Origin of the sequence: Chitinophaga sp. (assembly GCF_036566945.1) — a bacterium.
In the GTDB taxonomy this organism is placed as follows: domain Bacteria; phylum Bacteroidota; class Bacteroidia; order Chitinophagales; family Chitinophagaceae; genus Chitinophaga.
In genome coordinates this window covers 1-14,556 of the sequence record NZ_DATCVJ010000259.1, presented here as the reverse complement: position 1 = coordinate 14,556, position 14,556 = coordinate 1, and the positions used below count along the sequence as shown (strand labels likewise).

Annotated in this window: 14 protein-coding genes; 5 read left to right on the top strand and 9 right to left on the bottom strand. The window is 44.9% G+C overall.

Going from position 1 to position 14,556, the window contains the following annotated elements; all coding sequences use genetic code 11:
* Positions 1-237: 237 nt before the first annotated feature.
* Positions 238-1,893, bottom strand: a complete 1,656-nt coding sequence (locus VIP81_RS07705; RefSeq protein WP_331958081.1) for a TonB-dependent receptor — start codon at positions 1,891-1,893, stop codon at positions 238-240.
* 46 nt (positions 1,894-1,939) lie between these two features.
* Positions 1,940-5,017: a tetratricopeptide repeat protein gene (locus tag VIP81_RS07700; protein WP_331958079.1), complete on the bottom strand. Its 3,078-nt coding sequence runs from the start codon at positions 5,015-5,017 to the stop codon at positions 1,940-1,942.
* 322 nt (positions 5,018-5,339) lie between these two features.
* Here VIP81_RS07700 and VIP81_RS07695 point away from each other — a divergent pair, with 322 nt between their 5' ends.
* From VIP81_RS07695 to VIP81_RS07680, 4 genes are all read left to right on the top strand, one after another.
* Positions 5,340-5,747 (top strand): DoxX family protein, encoded by a 408-nt coding sequence (locus VIP81_RS07695; protein ID WP_331958077.1) that lies wholly within the window; start codon positions 5,340-5,342, stop codon positions 5,745-5,747.
* Between the two features lie 42 nt (positions 5,748-5,789).
* On the top strand, positions 5,790-6,206 hold the full coding sequence (locus VIP81_RS07690; RefSeq protein ID WP_331958075.1) for a thioesterase family protein: 417 nt from the start codon (positions 5,790-5,792) through the stop codon (positions 6,204-6,206).
* 107 nt (positions 6,207-6,313) lie between these two features.
* Positions 6,314-7,561 carry a CinA family nicotinamide mononucleotide deamidase-related protein gene (locus VIP81_RS07685; RefSeq protein ID WP_331958073.1) on the top strand — a complete coding sequence of 416 codons (1,248 nt, stop codon included), beginning with the start codon at positions 6,314-6,316 and terminating at the stop codon, positions 7,559-7,561.
* A 71-nt stretch (positions 7,562-7,632) separates the two neighbouring features.
* Positions 7,633-8,955 (top strand): dihydrolipoamide acetyltransferase family protein, encoded by a 1,323-nt coding sequence (locus VIP81_RS07680; protein WP_331958071.1) that lies wholly within the window; start codon positions 7,633-7,635, stop codon positions 8,953-8,955.
* A gap of 164 nt (positions 8,956-9,119) precedes the next feature.
* Here VIP81_RS07680 and VIP81_RS07675 read toward each other — a convergent pair whose 3' ends face one another.
* Positions 9,120-9,440, bottom strand: coding sequence for an RNA recognition motif domain-containing protein (locus VIP81_RS07675; RefSeq protein WP_079468754.1), 321 nt, complete (start codon positions 9,438-9,440; stop codon positions 9,120-9,122).
* A gap of 253 nt (positions 9,441-9,693) precedes the next feature.
* Between VIP81_RS07675 and VIP81_RS07670 the strand changes: the two genes are divergently transcribed.
* Positions 9,694-10,413: a hypothetical protein gene (locus VIP81_RS07670; protein ID WP_331958064.1), complete on the top strand. Its 720-nt coding sequence runs from the start codon at positions 9,694-9,696 to the stop codon at positions 10,411-10,413.
* A gap of 6 nt (positions 10,414-10,419) precedes the next feature.
* Here VIP81_RS07670 and VIP81_RS07665 read toward each other — a convergent pair whose 3' ends face one another.
* From VIP81_RS07665 to VIP81_RS07640, 6 genes are all read right to left on the bottom strand, one after another.
* On the bottom strand, positions 10,420-11,037 hold the full coding sequence (locus tag VIP81_RS07665; RefSeq protein WP_331958062.1) for a DUF4230 domain-containing protein: 618 nt from the start codon (positions 11,035-11,037) through the stop codon (positions 10,420-10,422).
* Between the two features lie 61 nt (positions 11,038-11,098).
* Entirely contained in the window at positions 11,099-11,602 is a 504-nt protein-coding gene (locus VIP81_RS07660) for a cupin domain-containing protein (RefSeq protein WP_331958061.1), read from the bottom strand.
* Between the two features lie 42 nt (positions 11,603-11,644).
* Positions 11,645-12,097, bottom strand: coding sequence for a GNAT family N-acetyltransferase (locus VIP81_RS07655; protein WP_331958059.1), 453 nt, complete (start codon positions 12,095-12,097; stop codon positions 11,645-11,647).
* A gap of 54 nt (positions 12,098-12,151) precedes the next feature.
* Positions 12,152-12,994, bottom strand: coding sequence for a helix-turn-helix domain-containing protein (locus VIP81_RS07650; protein WP_331958057.1), 843 nt, complete (start codon positions 12,992-12,994; stop codon positions 12,152-12,154).
* A gap of 274 nt (positions 12,995-13,268) precedes the next feature.
* Positions 13,269-13,448 carry a hypothetical protein gene (locus VIP81_RS07645; RefSeq protein WP_331958055.1) on the bottom strand — a complete coding sequence of 60 codons (180 nt, stop codon included), beginning with the start codon at positions 13,446-13,448 and terminating at the stop codon, positions 13,269-13,271.
* Positions 13,438-14,022 carry a zeta toxin family protein gene (locus VIP81_RS07640; protein ID WP_331958053.1) on the bottom strand — a complete coding sequence of 195 codons (585 nt, stop codon included), beginning with the start codon at positions 14,020-14,022 and terminating at the stop codon, positions 13,438-13,440. Before VIP81_RS07640 ends, VIP81_RS07645 begins: the two co-directional genes overlap by 11 nt.
* Positions 14,023-14,556: the final 534 nt, after the last annotated feature.

The window sequence follows — 14,556 nt, the reverse complement described above, 5'->3', positions numbered from 1 at the left end:
CATGCTTTTAGCTGTTAGCTTTTAGTAAATACAGCGGAGAGGAATGTAAGATATGGTAGGCTCCTGCTGTTTTGCCAAAAGGGAAGTTAAGAATTTGTCGGGATTAAACCAGCTTTTAGCCGTTAGCTTTTAGCTTTTAGAAAATGCAGTGAAGATTAACATATATTATCCTTCACTACATTTTCTAAAAGCTAAAAGCTAACGGCTAAAAGCTCATAAGAACGGACTGGCGCCCTGTTAGAACTTAATCATTACTCCGCCTACAATATTAAACCCGTAAGTAGGGTACAGGTAGTAGCGTTGATAGTGCGAATTAAAAATATTATTTGCATTTACCCAGAGGCCAAAGTTCTTATGGATATCATAAGTTGCGCCTGCATTCAGGTCCCATGCGCCCTTGGTTTTATTGAAATCCTGGTTGGGAAGCAGGTAATAGCTGCCGCTCAGCGCAAAGATATCTGCGTTCAGGTGTAATTTTTTGGCAATGGTATATTGCATAAACAAATCGCCCTGGAACGCCGGCAGATGCCAGGGTTGTACCTGTGTTTCCTGTTTGTTATAGTTGTACCAGTCGAAGCTTACGCGTGCCTGGAATCTCTCTTCTTCGATATAACCTACTTCAGCATGCAGCTGGAAGGCCCGCAGCATGGCTTCGTTATAAGTGGTGAATTTCTTCGTGTCCAGGCTATCGTTTACAAACAACGGCATGTTGTACCAGGTAACGGAAGCGAATTTGGTATTGTAGTTAAAGTGACTGCCCAAAGTTCCTTTGATACCGGTATATTTCTCTTCTACACGGGTATTCAGCATGTCGCCGGCGCCGGGTAACCCTGCGAGGAATGGATTTTTACTGGCGAGGTTGCGATAGGAGTTCTTTTCAAAGTAGGAAATCCAGCCACTGCTCAGGATCAGTTTTTTGCGTACCAGGTGCGACTCATTCACGATGTCTGGCAGCAGGTAAAATTTGCTGTCGCTCCAGGTTGGATTCACACCCACATGCAGTACAAAGCCGGGTTTGATGATGTCTACTGCCGGATGAATGGCGGCGATATTATTATTCACCGCGCGGCTGTTATCTACTTTATAGGTAGACAGGTCAAATACACCTTCTACGCCAATGTAGATATCTTCAAACACCTGCTTGCGTACGGGTACTTTCAGTAAAAAGGTATTTTCTGTACGTTGGTGAGAGTCGTTAAATAGAATAAACTTCACCTGTGGTTGAAAGGTAAATGCCCAGTCGTTCTGCGGGCGGTTCTGCATGCCTACGGTGGCGGTCAGCTGATTAAAGGTTTGTTCTGTATCTTTCTTTTTATAACTGGCGGTATCGTGCCCGTAACCATAATAGTGAACGGTATTACGGTCGTAGCCGATGCTGCCATCAAATTTGAATTTAGGCAGCAGGTACGTGCCGGAGGCCAGTACATTCAGGTTGCTATAGATCTGATCGGCGATTTCGTTGCCCTGGGAACCGGTATAATTTACATACAAGCCGTAGTTGTAGATATCCTTTCTACCACTTCCGAAGCCTGCCTGCACATAAGGTGTTTTTAAGTTACCATAGCCCAGTTTTACGAAATTATTCTGCAGGTAAGAGAGGGAGTCTTTCCCCAGTGCCAGTGGTTTCAGTGGCGTGGCCTGGTACATGAAGTTCAGGTTCAGCGCCGGTATCTGGTATTTGAGCGAGGGCCTGCTGGTATCAATTCCCGGCAAAGTAGCCGTGAGATTGAGTTTGTAGGCATCGCGCAGTTTAGGCTGATTGGTGGAAATGATATCGATCGTTTCCTGTTTCAGCGGTTCCTGTGCGAAAGTCTTTTGTGAAGACAGCAGTCCGGCCGCGCCCAGTGCGGTGATGATGAAAGTACGTTTGTTATATATTGTTTGAATGTTCATGCTTTGTTGCGCTTAATTGTCAAAATTCCAACATCCGGAATGAATGTTATTTCTTCGGTTTTTTACCGGCTGCTTTTTCTTCTGCTTCTGCTTTGGCCAGTTTATCTTTTGCTTCCTGTTTCAGTTCAGGGATAGAGCTGTTGGTAACAATACTCTGGTAAGTAGCTTTTGCATTGAAATAGTCCTGTTGACGGGTATATACATCACCCAGCAGGATATATGATTTTGCCACCCAGAACTCGTAGGATGGGGTATTTTTAATCACATCAAAACCAGCTTTTTCAGCAGCATCCAGTTCATTCTGTTGGAGGTAGCAGTCTGCAATACTATAGCGTGCTTCTGCACCTGTTTCGGATTTTGTCATGCCGGCAACGGTTTTGAACTCAGCCAGTGCGGCTGCATAATCTTTGGCCTGTTGCTGTGCTTTACCACGATAGAAATGTGCGATGATCTGGTCATCGGTGCTGATATTAGCAGCTGCCAGTAACATTTCTGCGTAGTTGGTTACTTCATCCCAGCGTTTCAGCTGATAGTTGCTGCGGAGTAATCCTCTGGTGGCAGAGAGACTGTTTTCCTTGCTGGTAGCGAGGTCCTGCAGTTGCAGGTAATAGGTCCTCGATTTTTCATAATTTTTTTGCTGGTAGAAGTTGATATTGGCCGCTTGCAGGGCAGATCTTTCTGCATATAAACTGTTGTTGCGGGACAATACAAATTCGTAAGCTGGCAGTGCGGCCGTATAGTCTTTATTGTTATAGGCACATTCTGCTTTATAGAAATAAGCGGGTAAGATAAACTGACCGTTTGGATATTTCTGGATGTAGTTATTAAATCCGCTGGTAGCGCCCGCACAGTCGTTGCTGGTAAACCGGGATTCTGCGGCTGCGTAGGTGAGGGAATCTTCTGCAGTAGCGGTTACCGTTCTGCCACTGGCTTTCAGGAAAGCGAGGTAGTCGTCGGTTTTACCCTGGCTTACGTAGATCGACTTCATACTTTGCAGTGCTTCGTTAGCTTCAGGTGAGCCTGGGAATTTTTCCACTACCTGACGGTAGTACGACAGTGCTTTGCTATCGTTATCCTTGTTATAGTAGCTCAGTCCCAGTTTGAGTAATGCTCTGGGAGCATTCGGGCCGTTAGGCTGCTTTTGTAATACATTTTCCAGAAAAGGAATGGCTTCTGTATATTTTTCTTCCGAGAGATAAGTATTGGCGATTTCGATATCTGTTTCGTTATTGAAACCGGAGCTGGGGAACTTGTTACCCAGTTGTTTGAGCAAAGCCAGTTTCTCGGCTTGTTTGCCCTGCAGGCCCAGGATCACCGCTTTCTGATAAGTGGCGTAGTCGGCGCCGGGTTCATTATTGCTGATAATGCGATCGTACAGCGACAATGCTTTCGGGAACTGACGCAGCATGTAGTAGCAGTCTGCGCTGCGGAGGGCCGCATCGGTAGCAATGCGTTGTGCATTGGGGCCGCTGGTTTTTTGTGCTGTTTCGAAATAAGGCAGTGCTTCTGTGTATTTATCTTGTTTCAGGAGGCTATAACCCAGGTTATAGCTGGCCGTTTGTGCATTGGCTTCACCGGAAACAGGCGCCGTCGTATTCAGATAGGCGTTCAGGTTAGTGATCGCCTGGTCATTTTTATTTTGGCGGAGGGCAATTTCTGCTTTCCAGAAATGGGCCAGTTGTTTGATCTGAGGATCGTATGGGTTGCTGATGGCGATGTCCAGCAGGCGGTCGGCTTCTGCCAGTTGCTGATCGTTGATCAGCTGGGTGGCACGGCCATAGGCTACTTTCTGGTATGCTTTCAGTACCGTAGGATTTTTATCAGCGATCATTTCAATCGTAGCTAAACCATCTTTATAGTTGTTGCTGTTCATGAAGAGGTTCACCAGTATTTCCCGGGCTTCTTTGTTATAGGAGGAAGCGGGGTATGTTTTTACAAATTGTGTCAGTTCATTGAGGGCAGCATCGGGATAGCCCAGTTCATAAGATAATTTGCCGTAGTTGAAGCGGGAAATTTCCTGTTGCTGTGCGTTGGAGCTATTGTTGGCGCAGAAGGCAAAAGCATTGCGGGCATTGGCTTTCTGGCCGGTGCGCAGGTAGCAGTCGCCCAGCAGGTACATAGAGTTTTGTCCCAGCGAGTCTTTTGAGCTGCTTAATTGTTTGAAGCCGGTAATGGCTTTATTGAGATTATTGGTTTGGTAGTAGGCATATGATAACTGGTAGATATCTTCATTTCTTACATCATCCGCATTGTTCTGGAAGTCCTGCAGATAAGGAAGTGCTTTCGGGTAGTTCTTTTTTTCGAAGTAAGCTTTACCCAGCAGTTGTTTCAGTTCAGCTTCGTAGTACTGACCACCTTTTTGGAGGAGGGGTTCTGTATAAGCAATCAGCTGATCGGTTTTGCCCTGGAAATAATAAATCTCAGCGATGTAATAAGGTACTACGTTGCTGTATTTAGGTTCGTTGACTACTTTCTGGAAGCTGTTGAGGGCTTCTCCATACTGGTGATTGTAGTAGGCGATGAAGCCATAGTAGTAGTTGGCAGGCAGACTGTATTTGCCGGGCATCTCTTTGATGGAGGCAAACAGTGGCTGCGCTTTTTTGAAATCTTTCAGGTTAAAATAGCAATAAGCCAGTTCGAATTTTGCTTCTGCAATTTCTGCATTGGACAGGTTTTCGATATTGGCTTTTTCATAGAGAGGAATGGCCTCTTTGAGTTTATTCTGGCGGAAATAATATTTTGCCAGCTGGTAGCTGACCAGTTCTTCCCGGGCATTGTTATTGGCCAGTTTGAGGAATCTGAGGGCCTCTTTTTCTGCATTATCCTGTTGCAGTTTGAGGGCGCAGATGGTATAATAGTAGAACGCATCTGTTTTCACCAGATCACGGTTCGTTTCATGGAAATAATCGATGTTATCAATGGTTTGCTTGAAAAGCTGCATGGATACGGCATATTTTTCCTGCTGGAAATACTGCTGGGCATCCTTGAATACTTTTTCCGGGTCTGTATATACTCGTGTTTGCTGCGCCTGTGCTGAAGGCATCCCTGCCAAACCTGCGCCGGCAAAAGCCAGGAGGGATAAGTACAGATGTCCGGGAATAAAAACTTTTCTTATGAATTGCATGCTATAGCTGTTATTTCTTGAATATGCGTTTAAAACGAATCTTTGGGCAAAATATTTCCTGCGGATATTTCCCGCAAAGGCGCAAAGCAGCAGAGCAGCAAAGATATTTATCTTATGTAGCTTAAAAATTCTCTGCTGCTCTGCTGCTTTGCGCCTTTGCGGGAAATCTTTTCTTCCGTTGCTACTTTGCGAGCCAAATATAAAAGTTATATCTTTTCTTTTCCGATTGCGTTTCCAACAATGTGGATAACTCCGGGAGCAAGGCAAAGTCTATTCATTTATCTTGCGAAAAATAATTTTTAGTACAAAAACCTTACCTACTATGAGAAAACTGTTCTCAACCGGTTACACAAATGGCGCCGTAAGTTTTTCTATGCTGGTACTCCGGGTTGTATTCGGAGGGATGATATTAATGCACGGCTGGCCCAAGTTGATCAATTTTACTGCCAAAATGAATTCTTTTCCGGATCCATTGGGGGTAACGCATAAAATATCTTTGGGGATGACCGTTTTTGCAGAGGTGTTTTGTGCGGTGTTGTTGATCCTGGGACTGTTGACCAGACTGGCTTCCATCCCACTGATCATTTGTATGAGTGTGATTGTTTTTATGATTTCCGGCCATAAGCCGCTCGACGAAAAAGAATTACCTATTCTTTTCCTGGCCGCCTTTGTCACCTTGTTGTTTACAGGTCCGGGCAAATTTTCGATCGATGGCGCCCTGGGCAAATAAAATTTTCAAGTAAACGTTTTGGGTATAAAATAGCGAGGAACCATGTTTATCAGTACAACAACGATCCGGGTACGTTATGGTGAAACAGACCAGATGGGATATCTTTATTACGGCAATTATGGGCTGTATTATGAAGTAGGAAGGGCAGAAGCCATCCGGGAATTGGGCTTCACCTATAAGGAGCTGGAAGACCAGGGCGTGATTATGCCTGTAGCAGAATTGAATGTAAAATACCTGCGGCCGGCCTATTATGATGACCTTATAACGGTGAAGACTACACTCCGGGAGTTGCCAAAGAGTTCTAAAATACAGTTTCACAGTGAGTTGTATAACGAGAAGAATGAATTGCTGAATGTAGGGGTGACCACGCTGGTATTCATTGATGTGAATACCAAACAGAAGGCCGGTTTACCGGAAGAGCTGAAGAAAAGATTAGCACCGTTTTTTACCAGCTTTTAGCTTTTAGCTGTTAGCTGTTAGTAAATGCAGCGGAAATTAACACAACAACTTCTCCGCTGCATTTGCTAACAGCTAACAGCTAATGGCTAACAGCTCAAATCTTATATATGGATAAGATCACCACCAGCATTATTACTATCGGGGATGAATTGCTGATAGGACAAACGATAGATACTAATTCGGCCTGGATTGCGCAGCAGTTGAATGGGATGGGAATATGGGTACATCGTCGTGTAGCCATCGGCGATATAAAGGAAGATATCCTGGAGGCGTTGGCCCGTGAATCGGCTGTTTCTGATATTGTGTTGATTACCGGAGGATTAGGGCCTACGGCAGATGATATCACCAAGCCCACGCTTTGTGAGTACTTTAAAACCAGGCTGGTTCAAAATGAAGCTGCCCTTGAAAATGTGTTGCATATTTTCGAAAGCAGGGGGCTGCCTATCCTGCAGCGTAATTTAGATCAGAGCATGGTGCCGGAATCGGCTACTGTGATTGACAATAAAAGAGGTACTGCACCTGGAATGTGGTTTGAAAAAGAGGGTAAGATCTATGTATCTATGCCGGGCGTGCCGCATGAAATGCAGGGAATTATGACTGATTTTGTGCTGCCGGAGCTGGGGAAACATTTTCATACCCCTGCAGTGATACATCAGACATTGATTACTTCGGGAATGGGAGAGTCGTTTGTTGCCGAGCGGCTCACCGGCTTTGAAGCCAAACTGCCGGCACATGTGAAACTGGCGTATCTGCCCAGTTACAGCTTACTCAAGTTGCGGTTAACTGCTTCCGGGAAGGATAAATTATCGGTAGCAGCGGAAGTGAGTATCCTGTTTCATGAGCTGAAGGAGTTGTTAGCGGATATCCTGGTGACCGATCAGGACATGACGATGGGAGAGGTATTAGGGCAACTATTGAAAGAAAAGGGTAAAACTGTGGCAACCGCGGAAAGTTGTACCGGCGGGTTGATTGCCAGCTGGATTACTGCTATCCCGGGCAGTTCTGCTTATTTTAAGGGGAGCGTGGTAGCTTATGCATATGAGACAAAGGAGCAGGTGCTGGGGGTAAAACGTGAAACGCTGCAAGCACAAGGTGCTGTAAGCGAGGCGGTAGTGCGGGAAATGGTGGCTGGTGCGTTATCGGTGCTGGATACCGACTACGCCATCGCCGTATCCGGCATTATGGGCCCTGATGGCGGTACGCCGGATAAACCGGTAGGCACCGTATGGGTAGCTGTGGGTAGCAAAGAGAGGATTAATACCGTAAAATTTCAGCTGCGGTACGACCGGGAACGGAATACCCAGATGACCGCTATTTACGCCATGAATGAATTGCGCAAATTCATTCTGCAATAGGGATATTGGGACCATTTTGAATTGGTACAATTCCCTTATTTTTGTTGCGCACTAAAGCAAAAATCAATCTTATGGCCATTGTAGAATTGGTAATGCCAAAAATGGGGGAAAGCATCATGGAAGCCACCATCTTGCGTTGGCATAAAAAGGCGGGCGATCACGTAAAAGTAGATGAAACCGTGCTTGAAATTGCCACTGACAAGGTGGATAGCGAAGTACCTTCCATTGCGGAAGGAGAGATCACGGAAGTGCTCTTTAACGAAAATGATGTGGTGGCAGTAGGTACTGTCATTGCCCGTATTAATACCAATGCCGATGCAGCGGCGGCTACTGCACCTGTAACACCTGCAGCCCCTGCGACTGTTTCCGAGCCGAGATTTACTTCGGCGCCGGTACATACAACGGCTGTTGAAACAGCGGTATCAGCTGGCGGCGCTAAATTTTATTCTCCCCTGGTGCTCACCATTGCACAGCAGGAAGGCGTTAGCTTTGCTGACCTGGAAAAGATTCCAGGCTCCGGTAATGATGGCCGGGTTACTAAAAAAGACATTTTACAATACGTGGCAGATCGCCGGGAAGGTAAGGTGGTACCGGATGTAACGCCGGAACCAATATCCTCCGCCGTGGCTACTTCCCGTCAGCCAGTGGTGACCAATACTACCGTTGCATCGCCTACCTATAGCGGCAATGTAGAAATCGTGGAAATGGACCGTATGCGTAAACTGATTGCCAATCACATGGTGATGAGCAAACAAACCAGTCCGCATGTAACCAGCTTCGCAGAAGCCGATGTGACCAACCTGGTAAAATGGCGCGACCGCGTGAAGGGTGATTTCGAAAAACGCGAAGGAGAGAAGCTTACTTTTACGCCGCTGTTTATCGAAGCCATCGTGAAGTGTATTAAGCGTTTCCCGCTGATCAACTGTTCCCTGGATGGCGATAAAATTATTATCAAGAAAGATATCAATATAGGAATGGCTGCGGCATTACCAAGTGGTAACCTCATTGTTCCGGTGATCAAAAATGCGGATCAGCTGAACCTGGTAGGATTAACCAAACAGGTAAATCACCTGGCTAATTCTGCACGTCAGAATAAGCTGAAACCGGAAGATACGCAGAGCGGTACTTTTACGCTGACGAACGTGGGCACTTTTGGTAGCCTGATGGGAACTCCTATCATTAACCAGCCGCAGGTAGCCATCCTGGCGGTAGGTGCTATCAAGAAACGTCCGGTGGTAATAGAAACTGCTGAAGGAGATACGATCGGTATCAGACATATGATGTACCTGTCTATGTCGTACGATCACCGTATTGTAGATGGTTCACTGGGTTCTACTTTCCTGAGCGCAGTAGCACAGGAGCTGGAGAATTTTGATCCGAAGAAAGGAATTTAAAATAGCTATTAGCCATTAGCTTTTAGCTTTTAGAAAAATGCAGCGGAGATTTTTCTTCGTTGCATTTTTTGTTTTAGGAAGATGATAATGGCATTGCGCCAAAAGTAAAAAGGCGCTTGTTAGAGCGCCTTTTCCAGTTCCTTTGTGCCGAATAAAGGGGATTATTAATAACGACGGTCGCGGGAACCATATCCTCCGCCGCCACGGTTATTACCACCGCCACCTTTGAAATTATTATTCGGTTGTTTAGGTCTTGCTTCGTTTACCATCAACTGCTTACCTTCGATTTCGCTGCCGTTCAAACTATCCATAGCCTTTGCTCCTTCTTCTTGATTAGGCATTTCCACAAAGCCAAAACCACGTGAGCGGCCAGTTTCGTGGTCTTTGATAACCTTAGCGGAGGTAACCTCTCCAAAATCGCTGAAAATCTGATGGAGATCCTCATCGTTCAACCTATAGTGCAGGTTGGCTACGTAAATGTTCATGATAACTGAAATTAAAAAAATGAAAAATAATATACTGAAGTTATGAAAATTACGCTAATAAAAAAGTCAGCACCAAAATATTTTTGTTTTTACCCTCTTTTTTGCTACCATATTACTATGTTAGATCCTTTGTAGTGTGAAGTTTGACAGGCACAGAAATATTATTTAAAATAGTGCTCTATTAACAAAAAGCGCTCCTTTTTGCGGTTTTTTTTTCGTAAATTCAGTACATGATCCATTAAATTTAATTGATATGGGAGCGTTAAGCGAAACATGGTTTGCTGATGGTTATATTGACTTTGAGCTGAAAAAATATACCCTATTAGCCTATCTGCAGGACATCAATCATCACTTTACCCAAAGCAAGCTGTACCCACAGTTGGCCGACATTATCTTTCATTACAACAACCTGTTGGCCTTCCGGGATAACAAACAGTTTTTGCAGCAACAATTTCCAAAGCGACTCACGGCCATTAATTTGCAGAAGCTGGAATTATTGTATGAACAGCTGATTGCGGATGATGAGTTAATGGAAGAACTGGAAAGCATCATTCAGTATTCTTTACCCCAGTTAAACAGCACGATTAAAGAAGGTGCAGAGATTTATGAGTATGTGGCTGAAAACCTGAGCATTTTTCCGGTAGGACTTATTCCGTTGGAAACGGCAGAAGGTTATCTGCTGCTTTGTGATGGACGCTGCAGTCATACGCTGGTGTATACTTACCGGTTAACCATTTTTGAGCGACACGATGAAAAGTTCCGTGGTATTCACACGCAATATGTACAGGAGTACAGGAAGGATTTTGTGCATACCATCGGGCATATTAAATCCATGCTGATAAAGGAGCGGAACAGCCTACCCAATCCTGCGGTGTATTGCGTGGAAACACCGTTGGTAGTGCCGGTAGATGAAACGCTGTTGCCTGTTGCCAAAAGAAGCCTGGTGAAGTACATAGCAGAGCAGGCGGCGTAGAGCGGTTTAGTTCAGTGCTGGGGCCTTTGTTTCGCCATCATACTGTATTTCCAGGGTATGATCTTTTAGAAATGGTGCATAATACTGCTCCATTACTTTCCTTATTTTCTCTTTGGATTGCTGAATATACAAAGTGTTATTTTCCAGCTGGGCCCGGGAGGTTTGATACAGTTTCTTTTGTACGTCGGTATAGGTTTCATCATCCTGAGACAACAGCCAGCCTTTGCGGTTGGAGGTTTCCATCCGATCCATTTTCAACTCATAGCTGAGCAGATGAGGCGCCGGCAGGTGGATAATGATCTTTTTATCTGTCGTTTGCACTTTAAAGAGCTTATCGTCAATATTGACCCCAAATTTAGCCTGGTAGGGAATAGTGACCCATACGGTGTTTTCAAAAAAAGTCTTCTTCAGGTTATCGGTCCAGTCGCCATTATTTTCGATATTACTCCTTTTGATACTGGCAGATCCCTGTACATCCAGGCTGGCCAGTTCTGCAATTTCCTTCACGATAGTGCTGTTGGATATTACCTGCTGACTCACGTTGGTACTACCAAAACGTTTGCCCAGCCAAAATATCAGGACAGCTAATATCACCAGTATAACGAGGTAGAAGATTTTTTTCATACCTGTAAATTAATAAAAAGTTGGGAGCTGACGGCGGATAGCCGTGGCCGTTATGGGTAAGTTACCTTGTCAGACTATCTATCAACGCTGCATGAGCGGGATAGGCCGCCTGCAGGGGAGCTTTTTCTGCCAGTTCAAAGTCTGCGAAGTCAAACCCGGGCGCCACGGTGCAGCCGGTGAGGGCGTAGCCTCCGGGAACTTCCACACGGGAAGCGAACCAGTTACCTGCTGAAATGATCACCTGCAGGTTTTCTCCGTTGGCGATATCGCGTCCGAGCTTGTGAACGAGGAGTTTGCCGCCGGGGGCTATTTCATAGATAGTGAGTGTATGGCCATCATAGAAATGCCAGATTTCATCGGCCGCAATACGGTGGAAGGCCGAGAATTCTCCTTCTTCCAATAAAAAATAAATGCAGGTGGATGCATTGCGGTTGCCCGTCATGCCTGCCGGCAGGGTAGTCATATCCAGTACCCACTCAGAGCGGTAGGTTTCGCGGAATGCCCCCCCTTCCACATGGGACTGTAGTTTCAGTTGTTCACGCCAATGGGCTGCAGAGTATTGCATAGATGCCTGTTATAACAGTAAGTTAAACAAAAAGTATGGTTATTATTCTTTTTTCGTGTAGGGGTCAGGGTTATGACGCTGCATAAATTTTTCCGGATTGGGTACCTCCGTAAAACCAAACTGCCGGTATAGTCCGTGAGCATCGGAGGTAACCAGCAACATGCGTCTTAATCCCTGCAGGTCAGGGTGTGCTAAAATAGTGCGCATCAGGAATTTAGAGAGTCCTTTACCGCGGTAAGGTGTCAGTATATATACATCTGCCAGGTAGCCGAATACGGCGCCATCGGTAATCACCCTGGCAAAACCTACCTGTTTATTTTCGTGAAATACCCCGAAACATAAAGCACCTGAGATGGACTTTTGAACGGTGTCGAAAGGTATGTTTTGTGCCCAGTAAGACTCTTTGGACAGGTAATCGTGAATAGCGTGCAGGTCAAGCCGGGCTTTGTCGGAGGTGATATGGTATTCACCTTCTTTTACGGTAATGATTTCCATATTCAGTGAGCATTCAGCTCACTAAAATAAGGCAATATTTTTATTCGTTAAATATTAGCTGGCTACTGCTACTGCGTGTGGCCCTGTAACCGGCATATGTGCAATAGTAGCGGCAGCAGCGGGTGCAAAGTAAGAAGGTGTTTCGTGATTAAACAGCAGGTAGTCATGTATAAACATGGCCTGGTTGTAATAAGCGGTAGCCGTAACAGGTGTTTGCCACTCCGGTAAATTTAACTGCCGCAGCGCACTCAGGGCTGTTTTATAACGGATCATCCGTGCAAATAGCTGAGGCGGAATACCGACTACGGTGCTGAATATACGCTCCAGCGTAGGACGGGAAAGTCCATAGCGGGACGATAGTTCCTGTAGTTCCACATTACCCTGCATAATCAGCAGGTAATCCACCATATCATCTACGGCGTTCAGGTTATCTGCCTGTGTGGTTAATGCCTGCAGACAAGCCTCATCCAGTAAGGTTTCTACCTCTTTAGGTTCGTGAATATGATGTAAGTTGTTGAGTAATGCGTCCCATAGTGGCTGTTCTGTAGCCCGCAGGTTGCGGTAGTAGTTGGTGAAGTTGGCCGCATCCAGTCCCAGCAAACGATGACACCCATATGCATTTAATTGTACCACTGCTACTTTTACCGGTCCCTGTACCTGTAGCTGACAAGCGCAGGTGATATGTCCCAGCACCGAGGTGGCTGGTAAGGTAAATGCTTTGTGATTAAGCGGCTTTATTTCCGCTTTACCTTCCAGGATGAATACCATGTACTGATCGCCAAGAGCAAACAGGTTTTGTGGCAGCTGAATGATTCCCCGGGTGTTGTCTTCCCAGAAATAATATTGCTTTACAAAAGGACGTAATGCATCCGCAGGATGATAGATATGGAAGTTCATAGGTACAATAATGTGGTGTTAAGGGATATCGCTATCGCTGCAAATTCACACCATACGCTAAAGTGGCGATGTTATTGTAAATATATGTTAAATGTTTTATATTATGAAAAATATATTTGAGGAGGGAGGGAACCTATAGCTGGGTAGGGAAGGTACTGTGTTTGTGGCTTAAAGATAGTTAGTATACTAATAGGGAGGTTTATTTCGGAAAAAGGGCAACCAAAGGAGATACTTATTCCGAAATCTTTAATAGTTAAGATGCCTTAGCCAAGGCTTATTTGAGGGTAATTAATAAGTCTTTTGCCAGAACACTCATGGGATTACCGTCTTTGTTGCCTACAACCAGTTTTTTGTTTTGCGCTGCGCTTGTTTCCACCAACTTGCGCATGGCTTTCTTCATGCCTTGCATTACTTTATCAGATAATTCCACTAACGAAGTTTCTTTAGCGTGCATAAGCGCTGTTTTCTGCTGTCATTAATTCCCAGTTGGGGATGTTTGTTATCTTCTGATAGCTGGTATTGGCTCCCCATGCGATGGTTGTCGGTGTGACAGTCATGTTATTTATTAGCAGCCAGTTATCGCAAATAGGAATATATAGATGGATCAGATTATGAATCCCTCTGTGATACCTTCTTTCAATTACATCGGCTGGAATATGGTGTCCTCCTTCTGCCACTCTGGCCGCCACTCTTACTTTTGCAAATGTTGGAGATCTCAGCCAGTAGTAAAGCAGCGTTACATCATAGCCTTTTGTTTTTACATTTTTAATGAGAGATACATAACTCCTGGTCGCCAATGTTGTTTCGAAAGCAAAATCCACTTGTTCTTTTATGAGCCCATGAATTCTTTGCAGCATCAATCGGCCGGCTTCGAATGCAGCACTTTCCGGATTAGTAGGCGATAGCTCCGCAGCAATAATATCCGCATTTACAAACTCACGGCAGTTGAGTATTTCAGGCAATATGGTAAAACTGGCGGTTGTTTTTCCTGCACCATTACAACCGGCTATGATGTATAAATTGGGCATACATCAAAGATGAAAAATCGTTTGTCCGTACTCGTTATTTCAACCCTAAATGTTCCGTATTAACAAATGCTTACAATCCGCTACAGCAGCAACTTGTAACAGCATTTTAAATATGATTATTTCATTATCAGAACTTTTCTCTATGTTATTATAAGCCACAACAGCAAGCATCTGTATCACATCGTTCCGTCACAGCCGCTACTATCTTTCCTTCTCTCCAAATAATTACCATTACCACAAGCGCCTGTTTTGCCTCTGCACCTAAAATCCCCTCCTCATCCCCACATCTCCCTATACAAAAAAAAACGCTACAAGCACCATTACCAGGCACTTGTAGCGTTCCTAAAATATCGTGATGTTACTGTTGCAAATCCCAGCCCCAGTTAATTCCTTTTTCTGTAGCAGGTACGCCGCTTTCCAGCCATTGTGGTGCTGCTGCGCCTTTCAGGAAGTGATCAAAAAACTGTTGTTCTCTGCGCTGAATATCTTTACGATTCTGACGTTGTATGAGGTTATGTGCTTCATTGTTATAGT